This window comes from Arthrobacter sp. JDC6, from assembly GCF_056484025.1.
In genome coordinates, this window is record NZ_CM151278.1 from 1164424 (window position 1) to 1190039 (window position 25616).

Annotated in this window: 24 protein-coding genes and 2 tRNA genes; 15 read left to right on the forward strand and 11 right to left on the reverse strand. The window is 67.0% G+C overall.

Annotation, left to right across the window (positions count from 1 at the left end; genetic code table 11):
* Positions 1 to 77 precede the first annotated feature (77 nt).
* A complete protein-coding gene (locus ACV095_RS05425; RefSeq protein ID WP_478223076.1) occupies positions 78 to 1754 on the forward strand; it encodes an AMP-binding protein in 1677 nt (558 codons plus the stop codon).
* Here the strand turns inward: ACV095_RS05425 and ACV095_RS05430 are convergent, their stop codons facing one another.
* From ACV095_RS05430 to ACV095_RS05445, 4 genes are all read right to left on the reverse strand, one after another.
* Entirely contained in the window at positions 1755 to 2072 is a 318-nt protein-coding gene (locus ACV095_RS05430) for a hypothetical protein (protein WP_018769052.1), read from the reverse strand.
* A gap of 137 nt (positions 2073 to 2209) precedes the next feature.
* Complete coding sequence (locus ACV095_RS05435) at positions 2210 to 3703, reverse strand: calpain family cysteine peptidase (protein ID WP_478223077.1); 1494 nt, start codon at positions 3701 to 3703, stop codon at positions 2210 to 2212.
* Positions 3704 to 3772: 69 nt separating this feature from the next.
* Positions 3773 to 4366 (reverse strand): hypothetical protein, encoded by a 594-nt coding sequence (locus tag ACV095_RS05440; RefSeq protein ID WP_223992354.1) that lies wholly within the window; start codon positions 4364 to 4366, stop codon positions 3773 to 3775.
* A 104-nt stretch (positions 4367 to 4470) separates the two neighbouring features.
* Positions 4471 to 5457: a DNA-3-methyladenine glycosylase family protein gene (locus ACV095_RS05445; protein WP_478223078.1), complete on the reverse strand. Its 987-nt coding sequence runs from the start codon at positions 5455 to 5457 to the stop codon at positions 4471 to 4473.
* 184 nt (positions 5458 to 5641) lie between these two features.
* Here ACV095_RS05445 and ACV095_RS05450 point away from each other — a divergent pair, with 184 nt between their 5' ends.
* Positions 5642 to 6046 (forward strand): VOC family protein, encoded by a 405-nt coding sequence (locus ACV095_RS05450; RefSeq protein ID WP_018769056.1) that lies wholly within the window; start codon positions 5642 to 5644, stop codon positions 6044 to 6046.
* A gap of 74 nt (positions 6047 to 6120) precedes the next feature.
* Here ACV095_RS05450 and ACV095_RS05455 read toward each other — a convergent pair whose 3' ends face one another.
* Positions 6121 to 7308: an ArsB/NhaD family transporter gene (locus ACV095_RS05455; protein WP_223992351.1), complete on the reverse strand. Its 1188-nt coding sequence runs from the start codon at positions 7306 to 7308 to the stop codon at positions 6121 to 6123.
* Between the two features lie 59 nt (positions 7309 to 7367).
* On the opposite strand from ACV095_RS05455, the gene ACV095_RS05460 reads away from it, so the two are divergent.
* From ACV095_RS05460 to ACV095_RS05480, 5 genes are read left to right on the forward strand one after another with little or no spacing between them, the layout of a single operon-like run.
* Positions 7368 to 8753: a cystathionine beta-synthase gene (locus ACV095_RS05460; protein WP_018769058.1), complete on the forward strand. Its 1386-nt coding sequence runs from the start codon at positions 7368 to 7370 to the stop codon at positions 8751 to 8753.
* A gap of 25 nt (positions 8754 to 8778) precedes the next feature.
* A complete protein-coding gene (locus tag ACV095_RS05465; protein ID WP_478223079.1) occupies positions 8779 to 9942 on the forward strand; it encodes a cystathionine gamma-synthase in 1164 nt (387 codons plus the stop codon).
* A gap of 49 nt (positions 9943 to 9991) precedes the next feature.
* Entirely contained in the window at positions 9992 to 10498 is a 507-nt protein-coding gene (locus tag ACV095_RS05470; protein WP_186447798.1) for a winged helix-turn-helix transcriptional regulator, read from the forward strand.
* Positions 10495 to 11856, forward strand: coding sequence for an MFS transporter (locus ACV095_RS05475; protein ID WP_478223080.1), 1362 nt, complete (start codon positions 10495 to 10497; stop codon positions 11854 to 11856). Before ACV095_RS05470 ends, ACV095_RS05475 begins: the two co-directional genes overlap by 4 nt.
* Before the next feature lie 25 nt (positions 11857 to 11881).
* Positions 11882 to 12652, forward strand: coding sequence for an SDR family oxidoreductase (locus ACV095_RS05480; RefSeq protein WP_478223081.1), 771 nt, complete (start codon positions 11882 to 11884; stop codon positions 12650 to 12652).
* A 101-nt stretch (positions 12653 to 12753) separates the two neighbouring features.
* On the opposite strand, the gene ACV095_RS05485 is transcribed toward ACV095_RS05480, so the two are convergent.
* The 4 genes from ACV095_RS05485 to ACV095_RS05500 are packed head-to-tail and all read right to left on the reverse strand — an operon-like array spanning position 12754 to position 17319.
* On the reverse strand, positions 12754 to 13959 hold the full coding sequence (locus tag ACV095_RS05485; protein ID WP_223992348.1) for an acyl-CoA dehydrogenase family protein: 1206 nt from the start codon (positions 13957 to 13959) through the stop codon (positions 12754 to 12756).
* Entirely contained in the window at positions 13956 to 15449 is a 1494-nt protein-coding gene (locus tag ACV095_RS05490) for an APC family permease (RefSeq protein WP_018769064.1), read from the reverse strand. The genes ACV095_RS05485 and ACV095_RS05490 overlap by 4 nt, the downstream gene beginning before the upstream one ends.
* A 13-nt stretch (positions 15450 to 15462) precedes the next feature.
* A complete protein-coding gene (locus tag ACV095_RS05495) occupies positions 15463 to 16674 on the reverse strand; it encodes a glutathionylspermidine synthase family protein (protein ID WP_026265733.1) in 1212 nt (403 codons plus the stop codon).
* Positions 16675 to 16677: 3 nt separating this feature from the next.
* Positions 16678 to 17319, reverse strand: a complete 642-nt coding sequence (locus tag ACV095_RS05500) for a hypothetical protein (protein WP_018769066.1) — start codon at positions 17317 to 17319, stop codon at positions 16678 to 16680.
* Positions 17320 to 17500: 181 nt separating this feature from the next.
* On the opposite strand from ACV095_RS05500, the gene ACV095_RS05505 reads away from it, so the two are divergent.
* The 8 genes from ACV095_RS05505 (at position 17501) to ACV095_RS05540 (ending at position 23577) form a co-directional block, all read left to right on the forward strand.
* Complete coding sequence (locus ACV095_RS05505) at positions 17501 to 18154, forward strand: MOSC domain-containing protein (RefSeq protein WP_018769067.1); 654 nt, start codon at positions 17501 to 17503, stop codon at positions 18152 to 18154.
* Between the two features lie 395 nt (positions 18155 to 18549).
* A complete protein-coding gene (locus ACV095_RS05510; RefSeq protein ID WP_018769068.1) occupies positions 18550 to 20607 on the forward strand; it encodes a DEAD/DEAH box helicase in 2058 nt (685 codons plus the stop codon).
* A gap of 295 nt (positions 20608 to 20902) precedes the next feature.
* Positions 20903 to 20974: transfer RNA gene (locus tag ACV095_RS05515), tRNA-Thr, on the forward strand.
* 60 nt (positions 20975 to 21034) lie between these two features.
* Positions 21035 to 21108, forward strand: a tRNA-Met gene (locus ACV095_RS05520).
* Positions 21109 to 21446: 338 nt separating this feature from the next.
* Positions 21447 to 21695 carry a hypothetical protein gene (locus ACV095_RS05525; protein ID WP_056393080.1) on the forward strand — a complete coding sequence of 83 codons (249 nt, stop codon included), beginning with the start codon at positions 21447 to 21449 and terminating at the stop codon, positions 21693 to 21695.
* A gap of 23 nt (positions 21696 to 21718) precedes the next feature.
* Positions 21719 to 21910, forward strand: a complete 192-nt coding sequence (locus ACV095_RS05530; protein WP_018769070.1) for a hypothetical protein — start codon at positions 21719 to 21721, stop codon at positions 21908 to 21910.
* Positions 21911 to 22095: 185 nt separating this feature from the next.
* Entirely contained in the window at positions 22096 to 22884 is a 789-nt protein-coding gene (yidC, locus tag ACV095_RS05535; RefSeq protein WP_478223082.1) for a membrane protein insertase YidC, read from the forward strand.
* Between the two features lie 138 nt (positions 22885 to 23022).
* Positions 23023 to 23577, forward strand: a complete 555-nt coding sequence (locus ACV095_RS05540) for a dihydrofolate reductase family protein (RefSeq protein ID WP_268001758.1) — start codon at positions 23023 to 23025, stop codon at positions 23575 to 23577.
* Here ACV095_RS05540 and ACV095_RS05545 read toward each other — a convergent pair.
* Entirely contained in the window at positions 23562 to 24773 is a 1212-nt protein-coding gene (locus ACV095_RS05545; RefSeq protein ID WP_478223421.1) for an MFS transporter, read from the reverse strand. The genes ACV095_RS05540 and ACV095_RS05545 overlap by 16 nt on opposite strands.
* 45 nt (positions 24774 to 24818) lie before the next feature.
* Positions 24819 to 25616, reverse strand: coding sequence for a respiratory nitrate reductase subunit gamma (gene narI / locus ACV095_RS05550; RefSeq protein ID WP_018769074.1), 798 nt, complete (start codon positions 25614 to 25616; stop codon positions 24819 to 24821).

Below are 25616 nucleotides of genomic sequence, written 5' to 3' on the forward strand. Positions count from 1 at the left end.
TGGCGCCCCGTTGTGTTGCGCCCGTTTCCCCGCCTGTCTTCCTTCTCCTGCAGGGATCCTGTTGGTAGCGTGCCATCATGCGTGCTTATACAGCCGGGGACACTGACGTCCCGCTCCTGGAGGAAACCATCGGCGCGAACTTCGAGCGCGTGGCCGCCCAGTTCCCCCTCCATGACGCCTTGATTGAGGCCGCACCGGTGCCGGGCGCCGATGCCCGCCGCTGGAGCTACACAAAGATGAACGACGACGTCGACCGGCTGGCGCGTGCGCTCCTCGCCCTGGGCATCGCCAAGGGGGAGCGGGTGGGCATCTGGAGCCCCAACTGCGCCGAATGGACGCTGCTGCAGTACGCCACCGCCAAGGCCGGCGCCATCCTGGTCAACGTCAACCCGGCCTACCGCAGCCATGAACTGGAATTCGTGGTCAAGCAGAACGGCATGCGCATGCTGTTCACGGCGCCGTCGGACAACAACAGCGACTACGTGGCCATGGCGCGGCAGGCCCTGCTGACTTGCCCGGACCTGCGGGAGCTGGTCTTCCTGCCGGACCACGGCCTGGAGGGGCTGACGGCCGGGAGCCCCCAAAGCGATGCCGAACTGACGTACGCCGAACTGCTCAAGCGGGCGGACGACGTGAGTCACGCTGCCCTGAAGGCCCGCATGGCCGAACTCCACCCGCACGATCCCATCAACCTGCAGTACACGTCCGGCACCACGGGCTTTCCCAAAGGCGCCACGCTCACGCACCACAACATCCTGAACAACGGCTACGCCATCGGTGAGCTGCTGGGCTACACGGACCATGACCGGGTGGTCATCCCGGTGCCCTTCTACCACTGCTTCGGGATGGTGATCGGCAACCTCAATGCGCTCAGCCACGGCGCCGCCACCATCATCCCTGGCCGCGGCTTCTCGCCGCCGGCCGCGCTTGAGGCAGTGCAGGACTTCGCCGGAACATCCCTCTACGGGGTTCCCACCATGTTCATCGCCGAGCTCGCGCTGCCGGACTTCGCCTCCTATGACCTGTCCACGCTCCGCACGGGGGTGATGGCCGGTTCGCTGTGCCCCATCGAGGTGATGAACCGGGTGATCTCCGAAATGAACATGGTGGATGTGGCCATCTGCTACGGCATGACCGAGACCTCGCCCGTGTCCACGATGACCCGCAAGGGGGACACCCTCCAGCAGCGCACCGAGACCGTGGGCAGGACCATGCCGCAACTGGAGAGCCGGATCGTTGACCCTGCCACGGGGGAGGAACTGGAGCGCGGGCAGATCGGTGAGCTCTGCACCCGCGGCTACGCGGTGATGGCCGGGTACTGGAACCAGCCTGACAAGACGGCCGAAGCCATCGACGCCGACGGGTGGATGCACACCGGCGACCTCGCCCGGATGGACGACGACGGGTACGTGGTGGTGGAGGGCCGGATCAAGGACATGGTGATCCGGGGCGGGGAGAACATCTACCCCCGGGAAATCGAGGAGTTCCTGTACACGCACCCTGCCATCCAGGACGTCCAGGTGATTGGGGTTCCTGATCCCACATATGGGGAGGAGCTGATGGCCTGCATAATCCTCAAGCCGGGCGCGGAACGGCTGGACGCCGCAGCGGTGGCCGAGTACTGCCGGGGGAGGCTGGCCCACTACAAGATCCCGCGCTACGTGGAGGTGCGCGAGAGTTTCCCCATGACGGTCTCAGGGAAGGTCCGCAAGGTACAGATGCGCGAGGAAGCGGTGGCCCGGCTGGGGCTCTGACTAGCGCGGCTGCTGCACCAGGTCGAATCGGACTTCGCCCTCGCAGATCGAGGTGATCCTGATGGTGTAGCCGTCAAATGTGGCTTCCTGCCCGAGTGCCAACCCCGGAAAGTCTTTCGATGCCGGGCTGCTGACCTCGAACAAGGCTACCGACAGGTCCACCGTCGGCGGGTCATTCTTCAGGTGTGTGCTGGACAGTCGCACGAGCGGTGTGGCATCCGAGCCCCGCGGGGAGTCCGGCAGAAGCGGAAAAGAGCCATTTGCAGACGGGATGATCCGGTAAATTCCAGTGTTGGTGCAGCTTGCCGTTGACGTCATGGCGGGCTCCTTTGATGCTTGGGGTGAGTGCTGTTGGGACGGCTCTGCGGAGGGGGAGCAGCCGCTCAGAGAGAGTGCCAGAGGCAAAACCGTGCAAGCGAGAATGCGGCCACGAAGCCGCAGGGCTGGACGCGGCATCAGCGCGCCACCGTGGCATCGCTGAAGAGCTTGGTGAATTCGTCCTGCGAGATGTACATGCGCGGCTCGGAGGGGCCCCATGGGTTTTGAAGGATGATGTTCCCCCGCTCGTCAACTCCGGTAACGAAATAGGCGTGGCCGGCACGGTATCCGTTGGGCGCCTCCTCCGGCGTTTCACCCAGTGTTGTGACCAAGGCCGGACGTCCCCGGCCGGCCGCCTCCCACAGCTTCCCGGCGTCGTCGGTGCGTTCCACGTCCGGTCCTGCCAAAAACTGGAATGCGTCGGGACCCCAGTTGCCTTCAAGGGCGCGGTAGTTGCCTGGCGGATACGCCTGGTCCGGGGGCGCCCCTTCCGCTGTCCCGTCGTTTCTGTCGTCCTCGGTGTAAACCTGTGCCAGCGCTTTCTCGACATAGGCAGGCCAGTTGCCGCCAAACCCTGCTTTGGCTCCCATCTGTGCGCCCTTGCTGTTTGCCGGCAGGTCCGAGGTGACGGTGACCCACTGCTCCTCTCCGTTCTTGTCGAACAGCAGGACGGAAACCGTGCCGTTGCCGTTGTCCGTTACGTGCTCGCGGGCCCAACCCGAATCGGCATTGATCATGGCCCCGGCGGCGGCCAAAACCACGCAGTCCCCGTACTGCCCCTGCCTGATGTCGTCAGTGCCCGGGCGTTGTCCGATCACCGGCCACTTGGGTTCCATCCACCGGTTCGTGCTGCTGGCGTCAGGGCCATCAGGCCTCGCTGCATCTCCCATGGCCTGCCCGTCCGGCTGGGCCCACGGGATGAGGTCCTTCAGGCGCCCCACCTGCTCTGCTGACGCCTTGGACAGGAGCTGGTCCAGCAGTTGCTGACGTTCGAAAGGCGTGGTTCCCTCCCAGTTGAACAGTCCCTTGCCGTCGGTCGCCGCGCCGCTGCCCAGGCTTCGGAGCTCATCATCGGTTAACGACTCCAGCAACTGGTTCAGCTGGGCAGGTTTGAGCCCGGTCAAGGCGTCGCGGAGCTTGTTGACGTCCGAATCGTTGCCCACAAAGAAGTTGTCGCCCGACGCAGCGTCCCTGACCAGGCCCTGTAGCCTGTCCAGTTCGGGCGCGGCAAGGTTCGCTTCGCCGCGGTCGGGGTGGCGCGCCACAGAATGCTCCCCGCCGGTCAGGTAATCGGACGTCGCATCCCCGGCGGCCTTGCCGGGAAGGCCCCCTGCCGTACTGGTCCGGCCTGACGCGCCACCGGCGCCGCTGGCGCGTTCCTGCTCGTCCGCGTGCCGTGCGGCTGCCTTCCCTGCGTCCGCAAGGGCCTCAATGACGCGGCCCAGCAGGAGGCTGTGCGTGCCATTCCAGTCGTTCCGGAACCTCTCGGCGTCGGCCCCTTTCCAGGTGCCCGGCTCGCCCACGTTCCTCGACAGCGCCGTGGCAGTGGACATCAAGCGCGCGGAAGAGGCAGTAAGGGCCTTTCCCAGGGCGCGAAGTTGGGCGACGTCCGCCCCGTAAATGCCTGCCATTATTCCCCCCAATATCCAGGCTCGAGCTTACGCGAGGCGCGCCGCCGGAGGCATGGGGAGAACTGCCCGCTAGCTACTGCGGCCGGTTGGGCGGCGGGATAGCCGTAGCGCCACAACGGCCACGACGGCGCCCGCCGCCAGTGCGACCAAGGCCAGGACCGCTGCCCCGTTCCTTCCGGCCATGGTGGCCTGTCGCGTCCTGCCGCCGGTGACCTCGTTGGCGGGAATGTGCCACTCGGACGGAGCCGGAAGGATCCCCTGCGGCAGTTGGGTCTCGCGCAGTTTCCGTCGGGCGGCCAGCCGCTCCCGCACCGTCTCATCGGGGGCAGCCTCCAGATCGTCGGCGGCGATGGCTGTTGGGTAGTCGATGATGTAGGGCTCACCGTAGAACGCCGACGACGCCACGGACTCCACCCAGGTGAACGGTGGTGGGGCAACGTCCCGCGCGGTGAACGCGGTCAGCAGCATCTCCCGGATTTCCTCAAGGCTCTTGCCCGTGGCCCCGCGGCGAGTCACGTCGAAGATGGCCAGTTGCAGCTTCAATTTGGCATCCCCGTCAGGATCGTGCGCCTCCGGGTCCACCACCGCGGGGTCTTGCCCGGTTGGATCCACGTCCAGGGGTTCCCCGCCGGCGTAGTTGGTGCGTCCAGGATCGGAGCTCATGGATTCCTCTCAATCGTGGTCCGGCCGTGCCTGGCTGGACGCCACACCGTAGCCTTACCCATCGCGGTCCGGATCAAGCACCCGTTGACCTGCCGTGGCAAGCCTCAGTGCCCCCGGTGGTCCTGGATGGTCATCCGCGGGCCAAAAGTGGGCTTGCGGTAACCGGTGCTCTGGATCATCCGGACCACGCGCTGCCGGTGCCCCCGCCAGGGTTCCAGCAGCCGGAGCATCCCGGCGTCGTCCGTCCTGCGTCCGGTGAGCGCCGCCCCCACGTAGGCGGCGAGGTGGTAGTCGCCCACGGAGATCGAATCCGGGCAGCCGTGGGTGCGCTGCACAACCTCGGCGGCGGTCCATACCCCGATGCCCGGAATGACCTGCATCTTCCCGGCAGCCTCCGCGGCCGGCAGCGCGGCGAGCCGTTCAAGTGCGGCGGCGGAGCGCAGCGCGCGCATGACGGTGGCTGAGCGCTGGGGACCCACGCCGGCCCTGTGCCACTCCCAGCTGGGAACCTGCAGCCACTGCGCTGCCGTTGGCGCCACCACCAGCCCGGCCGGGGTGGACGTACCGGCCCGGGGCGCCGGGGTTCCGTACCGGTGCACCAGATAGCGGTAGGCGCGCCGCGCCTCAATGACCGTCACCTTCTGTTCCAGGATGATCGGCACCAGCTGGTCCACCATGCGGCCGCTGGACGGCAGCCGCACCGCCAGGCTGCGCCGCCGGGCCTCCCGGACCATGTGGGGCAGTGTGGCATGGAAGGAGGGTTCGTCGAAACCCCGCCAGTCGTCGTCGTCCCCCAGGAGCCGGGGCGCTGCCCTGACGGCGGCCGCGGCACCGGGACCCCAGGCCTGGATGTCCACCAAGGGGGCGCCTGCTGCCTCGCCGCCCGCCGGGGCGAGCCGCATTGTTGCCGGACCGGCCGGCGTCGTAAACGCATTCCAGATAACGTCGCCTTGAACGCAGAAGGAAGGATCACTGTTGCCCCGCAGAAGAGGCGCAAGCGTGCGGGAAAGGCTGTACGGAGCCTCCGGATACCACCGCAGGGACACGTCCGCCGCGGCTGCCACCCGGGGAGGTGCCTCTGCGATCGTCATGCCTTCAATCGTCCCACGGACCACTGACAGCGGCGGGACAACCAGCCGGCCCATAAGCCAGCCGGGGGAGGAAAACGGCCGGAAGTAAAGGTAGAACGGCCCTAATTCGCCGCCCGGGCAAAACCTAGAATCCACCCTGTGGCGCGGAACAGACTGCGCCGCAACCCGACACGGCAGGAGGGCCATGATGGGCGGAGTGGTGCATTTCGAAATCCCCGCGGACGACCAGGACCGGGCCAGCAAGTTCTACCGGGAAGCCTTGGGCTGGCGGATCGAACCAGTGCCAGGGATGGACTACAGCATGGTCATCACCGCGGACATGGATGACAACGGCCAGCCAGTGGCCGCCGGTGCCATCAACGGGGGCATGATGGCCAGGGAGGGGGAGATCACCAACCCGGTGGTCACGGTGGACGTCCCGGACATCAATGCCACCCTCAAGAGGGTGGAGGAACTGGGTGGATCAGTGGTGGTACCGAAGAACGAAATTCCCGGCATGGGCTACACGGCCTACTTCAGGGATTCCGAGGGCAATGTGATGGGCCTCTGGGAGAATCTCCCGGCCGAAGGGGACGCCCAGCGCGGCTGACAGCCTTCGCTGTACGGTGCCGTTTCACGGGTGCCGGTCCGGGGCTGCCGTTTCACGGGTGCCGGTCCGGGGGTTCACGGTGTGCCGGAAACCAGCCACAGCGCCAGGACGGCCAGCGGCACCGTCAGCACCACGGCCACCAGGCCGGCCAGGGCGAACCCGCCCCACCGGATGGGGACGTTCAGCACCCGCAGCCGCTCATGCCAGAGCAGCGTGGCCAGCGACGCCCACGGAGTCACCAGCGGCCCAAGGTTCACTCCGATGAGCAGTGCCGCAAGCCTTGCCGGCGATCCCGCCACCGGTTCCAGTGCCAGGTAGGCGGGCAGGTTGTTGGCGGCGTTGGCGGCACCGGCGCCCAGCCCGGCCAGCTGCAGGAGCGCAGGCAGGCTCTCACCGGAACCGGCAACACCCGCCAGCAGTGCGGTCAGGCCGTGCGCGTGCAGTGCTTCCATGAGCATGAACAGGCCCACCGTCAGCATCAGCGGCCGCCATGGCACCATTGACCACCGCAGGACGGACGGCCGGCGGCGCAGGAAGACCACCAGGAGGAAGGCCGCGGCTGCCAGTGCCGGGTACTGCACCGGCACTCCGGACACCAGCGCAGGCAACAGGACCAGGAGCGTGACGGCAGCGGCCTTCAACAGGGTGCGGTCGCGGATGGGATGCGCAGGCTGCGGCCCGTATGTTCCGCGCAGGTCCCGCCGGAAAGCCAGCCACAACAGGACCAGGGGGACCAGAAGGCCCACCAGGGCAGGCGCCCACACCAGCCCCGCAAAACGCCAGGGGCTCAGGCCCAGCCGGTCCTGGGCCAGGAGGTTGGTGAGGTTGGAAACGGGAAGCAGCAGTGAAGCGGTATTGGCCAGCCAGATGCTGGTCAGCGCAAACGGCAGCGGCGGGATCCGGGCATGGACGGCCAGCAGGACCACCACGGGCGTCACCAGCACCGCCGTCGTATCCAGGGACAGGAACACGGTGGACACCGTGGCCACCGCCACCACCAGCAGCCACAGCTGGAAGACCCGGCCACGGCCCAGGGCCGCCAGCCTGTCCGTCACCACCCGGAACAGTCCTGCCTCGTCCACCAGTTCGGTGACCAGGGACATGGCCAGCACGAAGGCCAGGATGGGAATGGTCCGGGAAGAAAGCTCCCCGAACGCGGGCAGGGGGAGCGCACCGAGTGCCAGGGTGGCTATACCTGCTGCCAGCGTTCCGCCGGGCAGCAGGTAGCTCCGGGCGGCTTTCAGCCATGCGAACTGCTTCACCGGCCTATCCTCGCATCCCGCACCGGGGCGGGCGCGCAGGAAGCGGTAGCTTAGTACCTATGAAGTACGCCCAGTCCATCCTGGACCTCATCGGCAATACCCCGCTCATCAAACTCAACCACGTGACCGACGGCCTCAAGGCCACCATCCTGGTCAAACTTGAGTACCTGAATCCGGGCGGATCCATCAAGGACCGCATCGCCGCGCAGATGATCGAGGACGCCGAGCGCGAGGGCAAGCTGAAGCCCGGCGGCACCATTGTGGAGCCCACGTCCGGCAACACCGGCGTGGGCCTGGCCCTGGTGGCGCAGCAGAAGGGCTACAAGTGCATCTTCGTGGTCCCGGACAAGGTGGGCGAGGACAAGCGTGCGGTGCTGCAGGCGTACGGCGCGGAAGTGGTGGTCACGCCCACCTCCGTTCCGCCGGACAGCCCGCAAAGCTACTACGGCGTCTCGGACCGCATCACCCGGGAGACGCCGGGCGCCTACAAGCCGGACCAGTTCTCCAATCCCGCCGCCCCGGGCAGCCACTACAAGACCACCGGCCCGGAGATCTGGCGCGATACCGACGGCAAGGTCACGCACTGCGTTATCGGCGCGGGCACGGGCGGCACCATCACCGGCACCGGGCGGTACCTCAAGGAGGTTTCGGCGGACCGGCCGGAGTCCGACGGCGGCGTGGTCAAGATCATCGGCGCGGACCCCGCGGGCTCGGTCTACTCCGGCGGGACCGGGCGCCCCTACTTCGTGGAGGGCGTTGGCGAGGACATGTGGCCGGCCAACTACGACAAGTCGGTCCCGGACGAGGTGATCGCCGTCAGCGACGCCGATTCCTTCGCCATGACCCGCCGGCTGGCGCGGGAGGAGGGGCTGCTGGTGGGCGGCTCCTCCGGGATGGCCGTGGTAGCCGCGCTGCAGGCGGCCCGGGACCTGCCGGAAAGCGCCGTCGTCGTGGTCATCCTCCCAGACTCAGGACGCGGCTACCTGGCCAAGATCTTCAACGACCAGTGGATGCGCTCCTATGGTTTCCTCTCCGGCGGCGAGGAAACCTCCGTGGGGGAGGTCATCAAGTCCAAGAACGGCGAACTGCCGGACCTGGTGCACATCCACCCCAACGAGTCTGTCCGCGACGTCATCAACATCATGAACGAGTTCGGCGTCAGCCACATCCCGGTCCTGTCCCAGGAACCGCCCGTGGTCATGGGCGAGGTCCTCGGCGCCGTGGACGAGCGCACACTGACTGCCAAACTGTTCCGGGGCGAGGCCAAGCTGACGGACAAGATCTCCGAGCATATGGGACCCAAGTTGCCCGTCATCGGATCGCTGGAAACCATCTCTGCCGCCAGGGAACTGCTGTCTGACACGGACACCCTGATGGTCACGTTCGTGGGTGCGCCCGTTGGCATCCTCACCCGGCACGACCTGCTGGCCTACCTCAGCAACTGATCTGCGTTACCCGCAAAGGAGCACCATGTCCCTGCCTGAAAACCAAGGTTTCAACACCCGCGCCGTCCACGCCGGCCAGGACTTCGAGCCCCGCACCGGAGCCGTGGTGCCGCCGCTGCACTTCAGTTCCACCTATGCCCAGGACGGGATCGGGGGACTGCGCAGCGGCTACGAATACGGGCGCGGCGGAAACCCCACCCGGGACGCGCTGCAGGAACAGCTCGCGTCGCTGGAACTGGGCACCTCCGCCTACAGCTTCAGCTCCGGCCTGGCCGCGGAGGACGCCCTGATCCGCGCGCTGACCCGCCCCGGGGACCACATCGTGCTGGGCAATGACGCCTACGGTGGCACGTACCGGCTGATCAGCCGGGTGCTCGGCGACTGGGGAATTGGCAACACCCCCGTGGACATGGCCAACCTGGACATGGTCCGCGACGCCGTGGCCTCCCATAAGACCCGCTTCCTGTGGGTGGAGACCCCCTCCAATCCGCTGATGAAGATCACCGACATCGCAGCGCTCGCGGACATAGCGCACGACGCCGGGGCCCTCCTGGTGGTCGACAACACCTTCGCGTCCCCCTACCTGCAGACCCCGCTCGCCCTGGGTGCGGACGTGGTGGTCCACTCCACCACCAAGTACATCGGCGGCCACTCCGACGTGGTGGGCGGCGCCGTCGTGGTGAAGGACGCCGAACTGGCGGAAAAGATCGGCTTCATCCAGTTCGCCGTGGGCGCCGTGTCCGGGCCCATGGACGCCTTCCTGACCACCCGCGGACTGAAGACCCTGGGCGTCCGCATGGACCGGCACAGCGAGAACGGGCAGGCCGTGGCGGAGTGGCTGCTGGAACGCCCGGAGGTTGAGGCCGTCCTGTATCCGGGCCTGCCCAGCCACCCCGGCCATGAGCTCGCCAAAAAGCAGATGCGGAAGTTCGGCGGCATGGTCTCGGTGCAGTTCAAGGGCGGTGAGGCGGCGGCCCGGAAGGTGGCGGAGTCCACGTCCGTGTTCACGCTCGCCGAATCCCTGGGCGGGATCGAGTCGCTGATGAACTACCCCTCCGAGATGACCCACGCGTCCGTCAAGGGCACCGAGCTGGCTGTCCCGGTAAACCTGCTGCGGCTGTCCTGCGGCATCGAGGACGTGGAGGACCTGATCGCGGACCTGGACCAGGCGTTCTCGGCCATCCCGTAACCACGAAAGGGTCTGGCTTTCTTGAGGAAAGCCAGCTAGGGTTTTCCCTATGCCTCTTCGATCCGACTGGTCCCAACGCAGCTGCAGCATGGCCCGCGGCCTGGACATCCTGGGCGACCCATGGAGCATCCTGGTGCTGCGCGAGGTCTTCTTTGGGAATGGCCGCTTCGACGCCATGAAAAGCCGGCTGGAAGTGGCGGACTCGGTGCTCACCAAACGCCTGGCAGGCCTGGTTGAGTCCGGGCTGCTGGCCAGGAAGGCCTACGACGACGGCGGCCGCACACGCCAGGAGTACGTCCTCACCCCCAAGGGTGAGGACGCCCTGCCGGTGCTGAACGCAGTCACCATCTGGGCGGAAAAACACCTGCCCGCGCCGTCGGACCAGGCCCACCTTTACGTGATCCACACCGGCTGCGGGAAACCCACCACCTCGGCGGACACCTGCACCGAATGCGGCGCGCGGCTGACGGCGGCCAACACCAGCTGGCACAGCCAGTCCAGGTCCGATCAACCCATCCGGCTGTCCACCGCATCCGGGAAGGGAGCGGCATCGTGAGCACCCTGCCCGAGGAAACGGCCGGAACTCCCTCGCAGACCACCATTCTTCAGGCGCCCGGACCTCGACGCCGCCTGCACCCGGCCTGGATCGTCGCCGCCGTGGCATTCCTTGCCTTGGTTGGGGCAGCCGGATTCCGGGCCGCCCCGGGCGTCCTCATGGTGCCGCTCCAGCAGGAGTTCGGCTGGTCCACCACCGTGCTCTCGGCGGCCGTCAGCATCAACCTGGTGCTGTTCGGCCTCACGGCTCCGTTTGCCGCCGCCCTGATGGAGCGGTTCGGCATCCGGGCCGTCACATCAACAGCCCTGGTCCTGATCGGCATGGGCAGCGCGCTGACCGTGCTGGTCAACCAGTCATGGCAGATCCTCCTCACCTGGGGGCTGCTGATCGGGCTCGGCACCGGCTCCATGGCACTGGTCTTCGCCGCCACCATCGCCAACACGTGGTTTACGAAAAGCCGGGGCCTGGTCATCGGCATCCTGACGGCCGGCAGCGCCGCCGGCCAGCTGGTCTTCCTGCCCTTCATCGCCCTCCTCGCGCAGGATCCCGGGTGGCGCCAGGCCTCCCTGCTGATCGCTGCCGGGGCGCTTGCCGTGGTCCCGCTGGTGCTGAAGTTCCTCAAGAACTCGCCGGCCGACGTCGGGGTGCTGCCCTACGGCGCGGAAGGGCCAGCCATTGAAGAACAGGCTGGTTCCCAGGCAGCGGCTCCGGAAGGCGCCCCGCGCAGCAACGCCGCCGTCCGGGCGCTCCAGGTCCTCAAGCGCGCCAGCAGGGTGCGCACGTTCTGGGCGCTCGCGGCCGGTTTCGCCATCTGCGGCGCCACCACCAACGGCCTGATCGGCACCCACTTCATCCCCTCCGCCCATGACCACGGCATGCCCGAAACCACGGCCGCGGGCCTGCTGGCCGTCGTCGGAATCTTCGACATCATCGGGACCATCGCCTCGGGCTGGCTGACGGACCGCTTCAACCCCCGCGTCCTGCTCGCCGTCTACTACCAGTTCCGCGGCATCGGGCTGCTGGTGCTGCCGCTGCTGCTGAATGCAGACGTGCAGCCCAGCATGATCGTGTTCGTGGTGATCTACGGATTGGACTGGGTGGCCACCGTTCCGCCCACGGCCGCCATCTGCCGTGAAACGTTCGGTGCTGACGGCAGTGTGGTGTTCGGATGGGTCTTCGCCGCCCACCAGCTGGGCGCCGCCGCGGCGGCCATCGCGGCCGGGGCCCTGCGGGATGCCACCGGCCACTACACCTACGCCTGGCTGGGAGCCGCAGCCATGTGCACCATCGCTGCGGTCATCAGTGCCACCATCCGCCGGCACCACAGTTCGCGGGAAGCGGAGCCGGCAGCGGCTTGATCTGGGGCGCGGCTAGGCTGGTCGGATGGAACCCGTCGCACCCGCCCCTGTCCGTCCCGTTGCCCTGGTCACCGGCGTGGGACGGCTTGCCGGCATTGGGGCCGGCATTGCCCGGCAGCTCGCGGCGGACGGCTGGGACCTGGCCCTGTCCTACTGGGCCGACTACGACGCCCGCATGCCGTGGGGGAGCGAACCCGAGGACGTGGTCCGCCTCACCGCCGAGCTGGAAGCGATTGGCGCCAAGGTCCAGGTCTTGTCGGCAGACCTCCAGGATCCCGGCGTCCCGGACAGGCTGGTGGCCGAGGCCAGGCAGCTGGCGGGCCCGCTTCAGGGCCTGGTGCTCAGCCACGCTGAATCGGTGGATTCGGGCGTGCTGGACACCAGTATCGAATCCTTTGACCGCCACTTCGCCGTCAACACACGCGCCAGCTGGCAGCTGATCGCCGCCTTTGCGGGGCAGGCACCGGACGACGGCGGCGCGATCGTTGCGCTGACCAGTGACCATACGGCGTTCAACCTTCCGTACGGTGCCTCGAAGGGTGCCCTGGACCGGATCGTCATCGCCGCCGCCCGCGAGCTGGGTCCGCAGGGGATCTCGGCCAACGTGCTCAACCCGGGGCCGGTGGACACCGGCTGGATGTCCCCGGAGGTCCGCCGGGAGCTCACCGCGCGCCAGCCCACCGGGAGGCTCGGCACCCCGGCCGATGTCGCCGGCACCGTCGCGTTCCTCCTGTCCCCGGCCGGCCGCTGGGTATCCGGGCAGCTGATCAAGGCCGACGGCGGCTTCTCGGCCTGAGTGCCCTGCACCCCTCTCCCCACGCCCTCCCAACTGACTCGCAGTAGATGCCGTTTTGGGCCCCCAAAACGGCATCTACTGCTAGCTGGTTGGGGGAGGGGTCAGTGAAAGGCGTCCAGGCCGGTGATGTGCCGGCCAAGGATCAGGGTGTGCACCTCGTCCGTGCCCTCATAGGTGCGGACCGACTCCAGGTTCGCGGCGTGCCGCAGCGGTGAATAGTCCGTGGTGATGCCGTTGCCGCCCAGGATGGACCGCGCCTCCCGGGCCACGGCAATCGCCTCGCGGACGTTGTTCAGCTTGGCCAGCGAAATCTGCTCCGGCCGGATGCTTCCGGCGTCCTTCAGCCGGCCCAGGTGCAGCGCCAGCAGGGTGCCCTTCTGGATTTCCACCAGCATGTTCACCAGCTTCTCCTGCGTGAGCTGGTAGCCGGCCAGCGGCCTGCCGAACTGCAGCCGCTCCTGCGAGTACGCCAGGGCGGCTTCGTAGGAATCCCGGGCGGCGCCCATGGCACCCCAGGCGATGCCGTACCGGGCCTCGTTCAGGCAGGTGAACGGCCCACGCAGCCCCCGCGCTCCCGGGAGCAGGGCCTCGGGACCCAGCCGGACGTCGTCGAACACCACATCGCACTGGATGGAGGCGCGCATGGACAGCTTCTGCCGGATAGGCGTGGCAGTCACGCCGGGGGTGCCCGCCGGAACAAGGAAGCCGTGGACGCCGTCGTCCGTCATGGCCCAGACGACCATCACCCCGGCCACTGAGGCGAGCCCGATCCAGCGCTTGGCACCGTTGAGCACCCAGCCGGCGTCATCCCCGCTGCCGTCCCGCTCCGCGAAAGTGGCCATGGAGGCGGGATCTGAACCCGCCGTTGGCTCGGTCAGGGCGAAGCACCCGATGACCTCCCCGGCCGCCATCCGGGGCAGCCACTCCTGCTTCTGCTCCTCGGATCCCCAGGTATGGATGGCCGTCATGGCCAGCGAGCCCTGGACGGACACGAAGGTGCGGATGCCGGAATCGCCGGCCTCCAGCTCCATGGCCGCCAGGCCGTATTCGACGGCGGACCGGCCCGGGCAGCCATAGCCGTCCAGGTGCATCCCCAGGACGCCCAGCTCACCCAGTTCCGTCGCGAGGTCGAGGGGAAAGACGGCGTCCTCATACCAGCGGGCGATGTCCGGTTTGATCCGCTGCCGGGTGAAGTCGCGGACCTTTTGCCGGAGCTCCAGTTCGTCCGCGGACAGCAGGGAGTCGAGGTCCAGGACATCGGACGGGCCCGCGGTCACGGCTTCACCCGGCATTTTTTCACCAGTCATTTCTTCACCTGGAAGTATCTGCGGGTGGACGGCATGAAACGGCACGCGGCCGCGAGGACCACGCCCAGCGCCAGCAGCAGCACCCCGCTCACAAAGGCGCCGCCGACACCGAAGATTTGGGTGTCGCCGTACGCCGGGTCCCACATCTGGACCGCCGAGATGAAGAAGGCGGCGGTCAGGAGCAGCGCGCCGGCGAGGGGGAGGATGCCGCGGAACCAGAGGTTGCGCGCCGATGCCCGCAGGGTTCCGCGGAAGTACCAGAAACAGGCGAAGCCGGTCAGGGCGTAGTAGAACGCGATGAAAAGGCTGATGGCACTGATGGAGTCCGCCAGCAGGTTCTCGCTCAGGAAGCTCATGGCCACGTAGTAGGCCGCGGCGGCGCCTCCCATCACCTGGGTGGAAAATCCCGGGGTCTGATTGCGCGGATGCACCTCTGCGAACTTTGCCGGCAGCGCGCCGTGGACCCCCATGGAGAGGGTCCCGCGGGCCGTGGGCAGGATGGTGGTCTGGGTGGAGGACAGCACCGAGGCAAGAACCGCGACGACGATCAGCCAGCCCCACGGGCCCAGCACCACGTCCTTCATGGCCAGGAACACATCGTCCTGGTTGGCCTCGTTGCCCAGGCCGATTCCTTCCGAGCCCACGGTGGCGTACATCATCACCAGCAGTGCCACGGAAACGTAGATTGCCACCAGGACGAACGCCGAGATGACGGCGCCGCGGCCGGGTGTGGTGGACGGGTTCTCGGTCTCCTCGTTCACGGCCAGGCAGGTGTCCCAGCCCCAATAGATGAACAGGGCAAGGAGGGCGCCGTGTACTACGGCGCCGGGGTCGGTAAAGGCGCCGGCCGGGTTGAACCATTCCAGGTCAAAGGCCTGCCCTTCCGGTGCCCCGCCCACGATCCGCACCACGATGGCCAGTGCGAAAATGCCCAGCGCAATGTACTGCACGTAGGTCAGCACGCGCTGGACGTGCTCGCCGAGCCGGATCCCGCGGTAGTTCACCAAGGTCATGAGGATGATGAACAGCAGCCCCGTGCCGGTGACCAGCAAGGTGTTCTCCGCCAGCGATCCGTCGCCCACCAGCAGCCAAAGATACTTCCCCGCTACCTGGGCGAGGTTGGCCAGGACCACGATTCCGGCCAGGGCCACGCCCCAGCCGCCCAGCCAGCCTGCCCAGGGGCCGAAGGCCTGGCGGGACCAGGTGAAGGTGGTGCCGCAGTCCGGGATGGCGCTGTTCAGCTCGCGGAACGCGTAGGCGATGAACAGGACCGGGATGAAGCCCAGCAGCAGGATCAGGGGAGTGTAGTTGCCGTTGACTGCAACGATCAGGCCCAGGGTGGCGGCGAGGGAGTACACCGGCGCGGTGGAGGCCAGCCCCAGCATCACGGAGTCGCCCAGGTCCAGGATGCCGGCCCGCAGTCCCTTGGCCGGCACGGTGGTGCCGGTCCCGCGCCCGGGGCCGCCCGTCGTCGTCATGTCCGTGCTCATGCTGTCACCGGTTTCATAGAACGATTCCTGCCTTGGTGGAGTCCGCCACCGCCGAAAGCGGCGCCGGCGCGTCAATGGTGTTGGGGACGAAGCGGCAGAAGTAGTCCGTGACCGGCCCGTCCGATTCCCGGATGCCGCAGCCCACGGACTCGCCGTCCACCACCCAGAGGCCCAGCACCGGATGGTTGCCGTCGAAGTCCGGCAATGGGTGGTACTGCTGGTAGCACCAGCCCTCCCGCCCGTAGCCGCCGGGCTGCTCCAGGCTGATCCCGTCCGCGTGGATCCGGATGTTGTCGCCTTCACGGCCGTGGAGGGGCTTGCCCACCCACTCCTTCAGCGGCCCCGGATCCGTGAGGTACGCGGGCAGCAGGTTGGGATGGCCGGGGTACAGATGCCACAGGGCGGCCAGCAGGGCCTTGTTGGAGAGGAGCATCTTCCAGGCGGGTTCCACCCAGCGCGGGTTGTGCGCCCGCTCCAGCAGGCGGGGCCCGAACTCCTCCTTCATCATCAGCTCCCAGGGATAGAGCTTGAAGATGGTGTTGATCAGGAAGTTGTCCAGGTCCACGAAGCGGTTCAGGTTGGGGTCCCAGCCGATATCGGACATGTTGATCCCGATGGTGGTCCACCCCGCCTGGCCGGCGACGTCGCGCATGTACGCGGCGGTCATCCAGTCCTCGCCGGATTCCTCCACCTCGGAGTGGGCCACGTGGAGGGTGCTCATGCCGGTGCGGTACTGGAATTTCTTCCACTGCCGGATGAGGGCCTCGTGGATGCCGTTCCACTGGTCCTTCTCCGGAAACACGTCCTGGAGCCAGAACCATTGGGCGACGGCGGCCTCGATGAGTCCGGTGGGGGTGTCGGCGTTGTATTCGAGCATCTTGGCCGGCCCGCCCCGGCCGTCGTAGATGAAGTCGAACCGGCCGTAAACATCCACGTCGCCGGCCTGCAGCGATGCGGCCGCCAGTTCCAGTGCCTGGGGGCCGATGCCGATGCTGCCCATGGCCCCGGTGGCCAGGAACTTCGCGGCTTCCAGGCACATCCGGTGCATTTCCTCGGCCGCCACTTCAAGGGTCTCCACCTCGTCCATGGTGAACTCGTAGTACGCGGATTCGTTCCAGTACTCGATCCGGCGCCCGTCGTCCATGGTGGTGGTGGAGAACACCAGGCCCTGCTCTTCGATCTTCTGCTTCCAGCCCGGCCGGGGTTCGGACAACATCCTCTTCATCCGTCAGCCCCCCGAGACCTTGCCGCCGCCACCGCTTGAGCCGCTCTTGGCGCTGGAGCCGAAGCCGCCGCGGCTGACCGTGCCGCCCTGGCTGCTGTACCCCGTGGAGGCTTTTGCGCCGCTGGGGACGGTCCGCGTGTAGTTGGGCGCGGTGGACCGGTTCTGGCCAATGGGCGGAACACTTGCCCCGCGGGAGTAGAAGTACCAGGCGTAGATGCCGCCCCCGCGGCCCGCAGAGCTATCGCAGTTGGTGTCCGGCACGCGCTCGCCGGTTTCGTCGTTGAAGCACACCTGCGCGTACTCGGGATCATCCTCATTGCTGGCCACCACGGCTGTGATGGTCCCGGCCAGGAGGGCTGTCACGCCCAGGCCCACCACCACGGTGCGCCGCTGGGAACGCTTCTTCCGTGCGGCCGCGTCATTGAGCTGCTTTTCCCGCTCCCGCGCGAACGGATCGACAGGGGTGACCGGTTCATTGAGGAGTTCGGGGCGCAGGTCCGGCTTGGGGACCTGCCAGGGCGGAGGCTTGGCGGTGCTGCTGCCGGTTCCCGGTTGCGGCCGGCCGGACGCGCCGTGCTGCGCCTCGGAAGCGTTGTCCGGCTCCTTGCTGGGATCCTCGTTCGGGTCCATGGTGTTTGAATCCACAGCGTCCCCTTCAGTTGTCCACGTGAATTGGGCACAGCGCTGCACCCCCAATTGCAATCCTCGGATCAGCGTAATCCCTGGGCAGGCCTGCTGCGAGCAAAACCGCGCTCGACGGCAGGGGAGAACTGCCCATCCCCGCGCCGCAGGGAGCCCGCCGCGGGGGAACCCTAGACTGGATGCCATGGAATCTGGTTCTGTCCTTGCTGTCTGCCGCGTCCACCAGCTCATCGCGGACCAGGGAAACGTTGGCGTGACGGCCATCGACAAGCGCCCGGCGGACGGCCCGGTGAAGGTCCACAAGCTGGGCCTGCGCGGAGACATCCAGGCCAACCGGGTGCACCACGGCGGAGAGGACCAGGCCGTCTACGCCTATTCCCAGGCCGACGCCGACTTCTGGGCGCGCACCCTGGGACGCGAACTGCCGCCGGGCATGTTTGGTGAGAACCTGCGGGTGGCCGGCATCGAAGCCACCCACGCCGTCATCGGGGAGCGCTGGAAGGTGGGGGCCGACGTCGAACTCGAGGTCACCTCCCCGCGCGTCCCCTGCGCCACGTTCCAGCGCCGGATGAAGGAACCGCAGTGGGTGAAGCGGTTCACCGAGGAGGGGCGGGTGGGGACCTACCTGCGCGTCATTCGCACCGGCAGCATCCGCGCCGGCGACCCCATCCAGCGGACCTTCGTGCCGCGCCACGGCATCACGATCGGCCAGTGGTTCAGTGAGCCGGACGCGGAGGTCATCGAGGCGCTCCGCAATGCAGAGGCCGACGGCGAGATCCGGCTCCAGGACGAATACCACACAAAGTTTGGGCTGCTGCTGCGGCGGCTGGGGCAGTAGCATCCCTGCCCGGGGCGGGCTGTGTGCGCAAGCTCACCGCCGCCGTCGGGCATTGAATTGGCGGTCAATGGCGTCCGTACCTTACACTTGAAATATCCCCCACTCCGGAAATCCCTTATTCCTGCCCAATTTTTGAGGCAGGACTGGCAAGTGTTGGGGCCCGCACAAGCGATGCGGGCATTTTCATAGGGAGAGCCGGCTAAAGAAAACGCTGTACAGACTGCTGGGATAGCAGCCAAGAGATGCAGCGCGAAGTCCTGCCACGGGATTGCGAAAGCGCCGGACTTCTGTGACCGGCCGGTCAACGTTTGCCCGGCATCATCGGCACGCGTACTGCGGCTCCGCTCACCTCGGGTAGTGCCGCCTGGCCCCCTATGGATGAGGAATATCCCCCTATGCCCGAAAACCAGAACGAAACCACCGCCGTTGTTGAGGATGCCCCCGTGGCTCCCGCCGCCGAGGCTCCTGCAACCGCTCCCGCCGCCGAGGCTCCTGCCGCTGCGGACGCCCCTGCCGCTGAGGCAGAAGAAAACACCGTGAAGTTCGCCGACCTTGGCATCGACGGCCGCGTCCTGGCCGCCCTGCAGGACGTTGGCTACGAAAAGCCTTCCCCCATCCAGGCAGCAACCATCCCGCTGCTGCTTGAAGGCCGCGACGTCGTGGGCCTCGCCCAGACCGGCACCGGTAAGACTGCAGCATTCGCAGTACCGGCACTGTCCCGCCTGGCCGAGCTCCACGACCTCAACGGCCCGTCCCGCAAGACCCAGGCCCTGGTCCTGGCACCCACCCGCGAGCTGGCCCTCCAGGTGGCCGAGGCCTTCACCTCCTACGCCAAGCACATCGACGACTTCACCGTCCTGCCCGTCTACGGCGGCTCCGCCTACGGGCCCCAGCTGGCCGGCCTGCGCCGCGGCGCCCAGGTGGTTGTTGGTACCCCCGGCCGCGTGATCGACCACATCTCCAAGGGTTCCCTGGACCTGTCCGAACTCCAGTACCTGGTGCTGGACGAGGCCGACGAGATGCTGCGCATGGGCTTCGCCGAGGACGTTGAGCAGATCTTCCAGCAGACGCCGTCGGACCGCCAGGTGGCACTGTTCTCCGCCACCATGCCGAGCCAGATCCGCCGCATGTCCAAGCAGTACCTGAACGATCCCGCCGAGATCTCCGTCAAGTCCAAGACCACCACCGGTGCCAACACCCGCCAGCGGTACCTGCAGGTCATGGGCCCGCACAAGCTCGACGCCATGACCCGCATCCTCGAGGTGGAAGACTTCGACGGCGTCATCGCCTTCGTGCGCACCAAGATGGCCACCGAGGACCTTGCTGACAAGCTGAAGTCCCGCGGTTTCCAGGCCGCCGCCATCAACGGTGACATCCCGCAGCAGCAGCGCGAGCGGACCGTCGACGCGCTGAAGGAAGGCCGCATCGACATCCTGGTGGCCACCGACGTCGCCGCCCGTGGCCTTGACGTGGAACGCATCAGCCACGTCATCAACTACGACATCCCGCACGACACCGAGTCCTACGTGCACCGCATCGGCCGTACCGGCCGTGCAGGCCGTTCCGGTGACGCCATCCTGTTCATGACGCCGCGGGAGAAGTACCTGCTGCGTTCCATCGAAAAGGCCACCCGCCAGCCGGTGGAGCAGATGCACCTGCCCACGGCCGAGACCGTCAACACGCTGCGCCTGGGCAAGTTCGCCGAGCGCATCACCGAGACCCTCGCCTCCGAGGACGTCGCGGCGTTCCGGGACCTCATCGCCTCCTACGAGGAGGAGCACAACGTTCCCGCAGCAGAAATCGCTGCCGCCCTTGCCGTGATGGCGCAGGGCGGGCAGCCGCTGCTGGTCAAGGAACTGCCTGCCGCTCCTGAATTCCAGAAGCGCGAGCGCTCCAAGGACGGCTTCGGCTCACGTGGGCCGACCCGTGCGCTGACCGAGGGCAATGCCACCTACCGGATCGCGGTGGGACGCCGCCAGCGCGTCATGCCCGGCTCCATCGTGGGCGCCATTGCCAACGAAGGCGGCATCTCCTCCGCGCAGATCGGCGGCATCGACATCCGCTCGGACCACTCCCTGGTGGAGCTGCCCGCGGACCTGAGCCCCGACCAGCTGAAGGCCCTGTCCCGCACGCGGATCGGCGGCGAGCTGATCCACCTCGAACTGGACAACGGCCGCAAGCCGTCCGGTGACCGCGGCGCCTACCAGGGCAGCCGCGGCGGCGACCGGGGAGGCAACTTCAAGGGCAACGGCGGGTTCAAGAAGGAATTCCGCAAGAACGACGGCGAGCGGTCCTCCGCTGACCGCGGCGGCCGTTCGTACAGCGAGCGCTCCTTCAGCGACCGCGGCCAGTCGGGCGACTCCCGCTTCGGCGGCCACGGCGACGGCTCCCGCAAGCCCCGCAGCGGCAGCGAGGGCGGGCACCGCGACTTCAACCGCAAGGGCAAGTGGTAAACCCCCGGCGTTGAGGAATTGACGACGGCGATGGGCCGGCTTTCGAGCCGGCCCATCGGCGTTTAACCGCACGGGTGTGGGACTCGCCACATTCGGGCTTCGGCACGGTGGCGAGGGGCCCTGGGAAGGCGCCTGCCGCCGTCGTCCGCCCTGCTTCCCATCACCCCTCCAGCCCCGGAATTCCGCGGAAAAACACGCTTCCGCAGCCCGGAAAAGCACTTGCCCGACCGTCCGGAAGGGGCTCCGGGCGCCGATTTGTTGGTGCGTAAATCTTCCGGTAGAGTATTTACTCGTTGCCCCCCTAGCTCAGTGGTAGAGCGCGTTCTTGGTAAGAACGAGGTCACCGGATCGATTCCGGTGGGGGGCTCTGAATGAGGGCCTGCGTCAAGGCGGTTTGACCGGCTTGACGCAGGTTTTTCTCATTCGTGGCGGTGTAGCTCAGTTGGTTAGAGCGCACGACTCATAATCGTGAGGTCGGGAGATCGAGCCTCCCCACCGCTACAGGCTAAGCCCCCGGGATCCATGGATCCCGGGGGCTTTTCTGTTTGCTGCAAGTCCATCCATCTCTAGCGGCGTCTCGACTTCAAGGCACTTATCTAAGCGGCCGGTGTTGACTGCTCAGCATGCTTACTATTAGGTTGGACTGAGCAGAAAAGTGGCATATGTCACGCCATATTAGGGCCCGTCAGGGCACAACAGGCTGCTTGGCCTGTAGATAAAGTACCCAGCCGCTGGCTTTGACTCCCCAGCTGCTGGACGAGGCGGGTGGTTCCTTACGGCGGCCGCCCGCCTCACCACACCAGGAAGCTCCGTGGACGCCCTATTGGGAAGGTGGAAGCATGGGCACTACGTCATCTGACGGGCACGAGGGCTGGATTCTGCCTTGGTGGGGCTTCATCCTCGGCTTATGCCTGCTTATTCCAACCCTGGTGCGGTTCGATTGGGAAGGCTGGACCGGGGTCGATATTTTTTTCGCGGCAACAGGCACGGTTCTGGTCATCGCCTGCGTGAGCAGGCTTGGGATCATCCTGAGCCGTGCGCGGCACTATCGGGTGAAATCAGAAACTGAAGGGCGTGACGCTCTGTAGGCCCCGCAGGTCGAGATTGAGCCATGTCGTTCACCTACTTATCGATTTCTGCCGCGATTATCGTGGCCTCGCTGGTGCTGTACGATCAGTGGCTCATGGCAGACCAGCGGGGCAAAACCAGGCAGTACAAGAAGACACGCCTGATCAGCATGTGGATCGGCTTAGCCATGGGTGCGGCCTTCCTCTTCCTCTTCCTTTTCGTCCAAACAGACTGAAGATTCATCCTGCATGTCCCACACACGGGGCCGAGGGGCCGCTGAACGTCCTGTCTGCCCCCTTGGCCTTCCCCAAACCAATACCTGTCTGCGGCGGCCAAGCCCCCGGAATCCGCAAGGTTCCGGGGGCTTTCCTGTTTCCCGGATCCGCAGTAGCTTGGCAGCAATTGGCGGACGGGGGATCGGTGGACTTTTTCACGGCGGTGATGCAGCCGTTCCGGTGGCTGGTGTCCGCCATCATGGTGGCTTTCCACGACGGGCTGGCCGCCGTGGGCATGCCGGCGGCGGGCGGCTGGACCTGGACGCTGTCCATCATCGGGCTGGTCCTGGTCATCCGCGCAGCACTAATCCCGGTGTTCCTGGCCCAGGTGAGGGCCCAGCGCAGGATGCGGCTCCTGCAGCCGGACCTGAAGGAGCTCCATGACAGGTACAAGGGCAGGACAGACCCTGCGTCCCGGCAGGCCATGGCCCAGGAACAGATGGCCCTTTACAAAAAGCACGGCACCAACCCGTTCTCTGCATGCCTGCCGCTGTTGATCCAGGCACCGTTCTTCCTGGCGCTTTTCCAGGTGCTGTCCGGAATTTCCAACGCCTCGCGGCAGGGCGAAGGCATTGGCGTGATGGGACACGACCAGGTGGTCCAGTTCGATTCCTCCAGCATCTTCGGGGCACCTCTGTCAGCCTCCCTGCTGCACGGCGCAGGCGACCCGGCCGCCGTGGCTGTGCTCGCCGTCGTCATGATCCTGGTGATGATCGCCAGCCAATTCCTGACGCAGAAACTTGTGGCCGCACGGACCATGGACGGCCAGGACAGCGACAGTCTCCTGATGCGCCAGCAGCAAGTCCTGCTGTACGTCCTGCCCGTGGTCTTCGGCGTGGGCGGGATCTTCTTCCCCATCGGAGTCCTGGTCTACTGGACGGTTTCCAACCTCTGGACCCTGGGACAGCAGTACCTGGTGTCGCGGCAGCAGTAAGGCTTTGCCGGATGCTGCGGTCCTAGCCTTGTTCGCAATGACCCGAGTAGAAGGCACGGATGTGCGAACAAGCCCAGGAATGCCGCAAGCAGCGCCGAAAACCTATGCGGGCCTGATATCCGGCGGCAGAATGGGGCCATGGCGAAGCTGATCTACTCCGCAATCATGTCCCTCGACGGCTACACGGCAGACAAGGACGGCAACTTCAACTGGTCCGCGCCGGATGTGGAGGTCCACGGTTTCATCAACGACCTGGAGCGGGATGTGGGCACCTACCTCCTGGGGCGGCGGATGTACCAGGTGATGTCTGTCTGGGAAACCATGGGCACGTCCGGGGATCCTTCGGTGATCCAGGACTATGCCCGGATCTGGCAGGGGGCGGACAAGGTGGTGTACTCGACGACGCTGGCCATCGCTCCCACGCCCCGCACCAGGCTGGAGCGGCAGTTCCGCCCGGAGACGGTGCGGGACATGAAGGCCGGCACGGACAGGAACATCAGCATCGGCGGCCCCACGCTGACGGCACACGCCCTCAACGCCGGCCTGGTGGACGAATGCCAGTTCTTCATCACCCCGGTTGCCGTGGGCGGCGGCCTGCGCTTCCTGCCGGACGGACTGGAGGCCCGGCTGGAACTGCTGGAGGAACGCCCGTTCGGAAACGGCGTGGTGTACCTGCGCTACGGAGTCCTCTGAACCGCCGGCGCACCCGTCCTGGGCTGGACCGCGAAGAGGGTGAACAACAGGGCCACCAGCGCGGTGCCCACCAGCAGGAGCAGCCCGATCGAATAGCTGCGGGTCGCTGCGTCATAGGTGGCGCCCATGACCAGAGGGGGGAAGTATCCGCCCAATCCGCCAGCGGCGCTCACGATGCCGCTGATGCTGCCCACCTTCCCCGCCGGTGACAGGACGCCGACCCACGCAAACACGCCGCCCGTTCCCAGACCCAGCGCCGCCGCCATGGCAACGAATGTGGCACCGGCGGGGACTTCGCCGTCGGGCCGCATGTTCACCACCCAGCCCAGGACCGCGACGGCGGCAAGGGCGGTGAGGACTACCGGTTTCGGGCCCAGCTTGTCAGCCAGGACCCCGCCCACCGGACGGGCCAGGACAGCGGCCAGGGCAAACCCGGCGGTCCGGGCGCCGGCGCCGGAGGGATCGAAACTGTACACGTCCCGCAGATAGGTGGGCAGGTAGGTGGCGAAGGAAACGAAACCGCCGAAGACCACGGCGTAGAGGAAGCACATCTTCCAGGTGACTGCCGTCCTGGCAGCGTCGAGGAGTTTGGGCAGCACCGGCAGGTGGCTGGGCGCCCAATCCGGGGATTCCTTCATGGCGAACCACACCAGCGCCGCCATCACGGCCAGGACGCCGGCGATCAGCAGGTGCGTCTGAAAGTATCCGATCCCGGCCACAAGCCGGGGATTCAGGAATGCCGCCAGCGCCGTGCCGCCCATCCCGGCGCCGAAGACACCGGTGGCGAACCCGCGCCGGGCTGGTTGGTACCAGGCGCTGACGAACGGGATCCCGACGGCGAAAACGGTCCCTGCCACGCCGAGCAGCAGCCCGGCCCCCAGTACCAGCGCGAAGGAACTCAGGAGGCCGCCGACCGACACCAGGAGGAGGGGAGGGATGGCGGCCAGGAGCACGAAGGTGAACATGGCCCTGCCGCCGTACTTGTCCGTGAGCGTGCCCACCACGATCCGTCCCAGCGAACCGACGAACACCGGCATGGCCACCAGGATCCCGGTGCTGGCCGGCGTCAGGGACAGGTTCTGGACGTAGAAGGCGCCCAGCGTGGCCACGGAGTTCCATGCCCAGAAACCTGCCACGGATGCCGCCGTCGCCAGCGCAAGGTTCAGCGCCCTCCAGGTGCCCGGCGCTGCGGTCATTCCGGCCACTTCCTGCTCCTCACCATGATCCAAACGCACCGCCGGTCAGCGGTTGCGGGTGTCCCTGTCCGGCGTGCCAACGGCGGACCAGCCCCGGCCCTTCGTTTCCCTGTCCCGCGAGCGGTAGACGATGTACGGGCGGAAAAGATAGTGCAGGGGTGCCGTGAAGGCGTGCACCAGGCGCGTGAACGGCCAGATGACGAACAGCGCCATGCCCACCAAGGTGTGCAGGTGGAAGGTGAACGGCGCAGCGGCCATCGCCGCGATGTCCGGCTGGAAGATGAACAGCGACCGGAACCACGGCGCCACCGTTTCCCGGTAGTTGTGCCCGTGTTCTCCCTCGAACACACTGGCCAGGGTGGTCCACAGGCCAAAGACGATGGCCGCGGTCAGCACCACGTACATGGTCTTGTCGTTCCTGGTGGTCGCCATGAAGACCGGGCCGGTGGTGCGCCGCCGGTAGATCAGCAGCGCGATCCCGCCCAGCGTTCCCACCCCGGCGATGCCGCCCACCAGCAGGGCGTTGAAGTGGTAGAACTCCTGGCTCATGCCCGCCGCCGCCGTCCAGGCCATCGGGATCACCAGGCCGAAGAAGTGCCCGGCGATGACCGCAAGCAGCCCGAAGTGGAAAAGCGGGGAGGCGATCCTCAGGAGCCGGGATTCGTAAAGCTGGGAGGACCGGGTGGTCCAGCCGAACTGGTCGTACCGGTAGCGCCACACCAGCCCGCCCACCAGCACCACCACCATGACATAGGGCAGGACGCCCCACAGGACGGTATCCCAGGCGTTGAGTACGACGGCGGGTCCCGGCTCCGCCACGGTGGACGCCTTGAGTGCGGGCAT

Coding starts and splice junctions, on each gene's coding strand:
- ACV095_RS05425 (WP_478223076.1), top strand. CDS start 78: ATGCGTGCTTATACAGCCGGGGACACTGACGTCCCGCTCCTGGAGGAA.
- ACV095_RS05430 (WP_018769052.1), bottom strand. CDS start 2,072: ATGACGTCAACGGCAAGCTGCACCAACACTGGAATTTACCGGATCATC.
- ACV095_RS05435 (WP_478223077.1), bottom strand. CDS start 3,703: ATGGCAGGCATTTACGGGGCGGACGTCGCCCAACTTCGCGCCCTGGGA.
- ACV095_RS05440 (WP_223992354.1), bottom strand. CDS start 4,366: ATGAGCTCCGATCCTGGACGCACCAACTACGCCGGCGGGGAACCCCTG.
- ACV095_RS05445 (WP_478223078.1), bottom strand. CDS start 5,457: ATGACGATCGCAGAGGCACCTCCCCGGGTGGCAGCCGCGGCGGACGTG.
- ACV095_RS05450 (WP_018769056.1), top strand. CDS start 5,642: ATGATGGGCGGAGTGGTGCATTTCGAAATCCCCGCGGACGACCAGGAC.
- ACV095_RS05460 (WP_018769058.1), top strand. CDS start 7,368: ATGAAGTACGCCCAGTCCATCCTGGACCTCATCGGCAATACCCCGCTC.
- ACV095_RS05465 (WP_478223079.1), top strand. CDS start 8,779: ATGTCCCTGCCTGAAAACCAAGGTTTCAACACCCGCGCCGTCCACGCC.
- ACV095_RS05470 (WP_186447798.1), top strand. CDS start 9,992: ATGCCTCTTCGATCCGACTGGTCCCAACGCAGCTGCAGCATGGCCCGC.
- ACV095_RS05480 (WP_478223081.1), top strand. CDS start 11,882: ATGGAACCCGTCGCACCCGCCCCTGTCCGTCCCGTTGCCCTGGTCACC.
- ACV095_RS05485 (WP_223992348.1), bottom strand. CDS start 13,959: ATGACTGGTGAAAAAATGCCGGGTGAAGCCGTGACCGCGGGCCCGTCC.
- ACV095_RS05490 (WP_018769064.1), bottom strand. CDS start 15,449: ATGAGCACGGACATGACGACGACGGGCGGCCCCGGGCGCGGGACCGGC.
- ACV095_RS05495 (WP_026265733.1), bottom strand. CDS start 16,674: ATGAAGAGGATGTTGTCCGAACCCCGGCCGGGCTGGAAGCAGAAGATC.
- ACV095_RS05505 (WP_018769067.1), top strand. CDS start 17,501: ATGGAATCTGGTTCTGTCCTTGCTGTCTGCCGCGTCCACCAGCTCATC.
- ACV095_RS05510 (WP_018769068.1), top strand. CDS start 18,550: ATGCCCGAAAACCAGAACGAAACCACCGCCGTTGTTGAGGATGCCCCC.
- ACV095_RS05525 (WP_056393080.1), top strand. CDS start 21,447: ATGGGCACTACGTCATCTGACGGGCACGAGGGCTGGATTCTGCCTTGG.
- ACV095_RS05530 (WP_018769070.1), top strand. CDS start 21,719: ATGTCGTTCACCTACTTATCGATTTCTGCCGCGATTATCGTGGCCTCG.
- ACV095_RS05540 (WP_268001758.1), top strand. CDS start 23,023: ATGGCGAAGCTGATCTACTCCGCAATCATGTCCCTCGACGGCTACACG.
- ACV095_RS05545 (WP_478223421.1), bottom strand. CDS start 24,773: ATGACCGCAGCGCCGGGCACCTGGAGGGCGCTGAACCTTGCGCTGGCG.
- narI (WP_018769074.1), bottom strand. CDS start 25,616: ATGCCCGCACTCAAGGCGTCCACCGTGGCGGAGCCGGGACCCGCCGTC.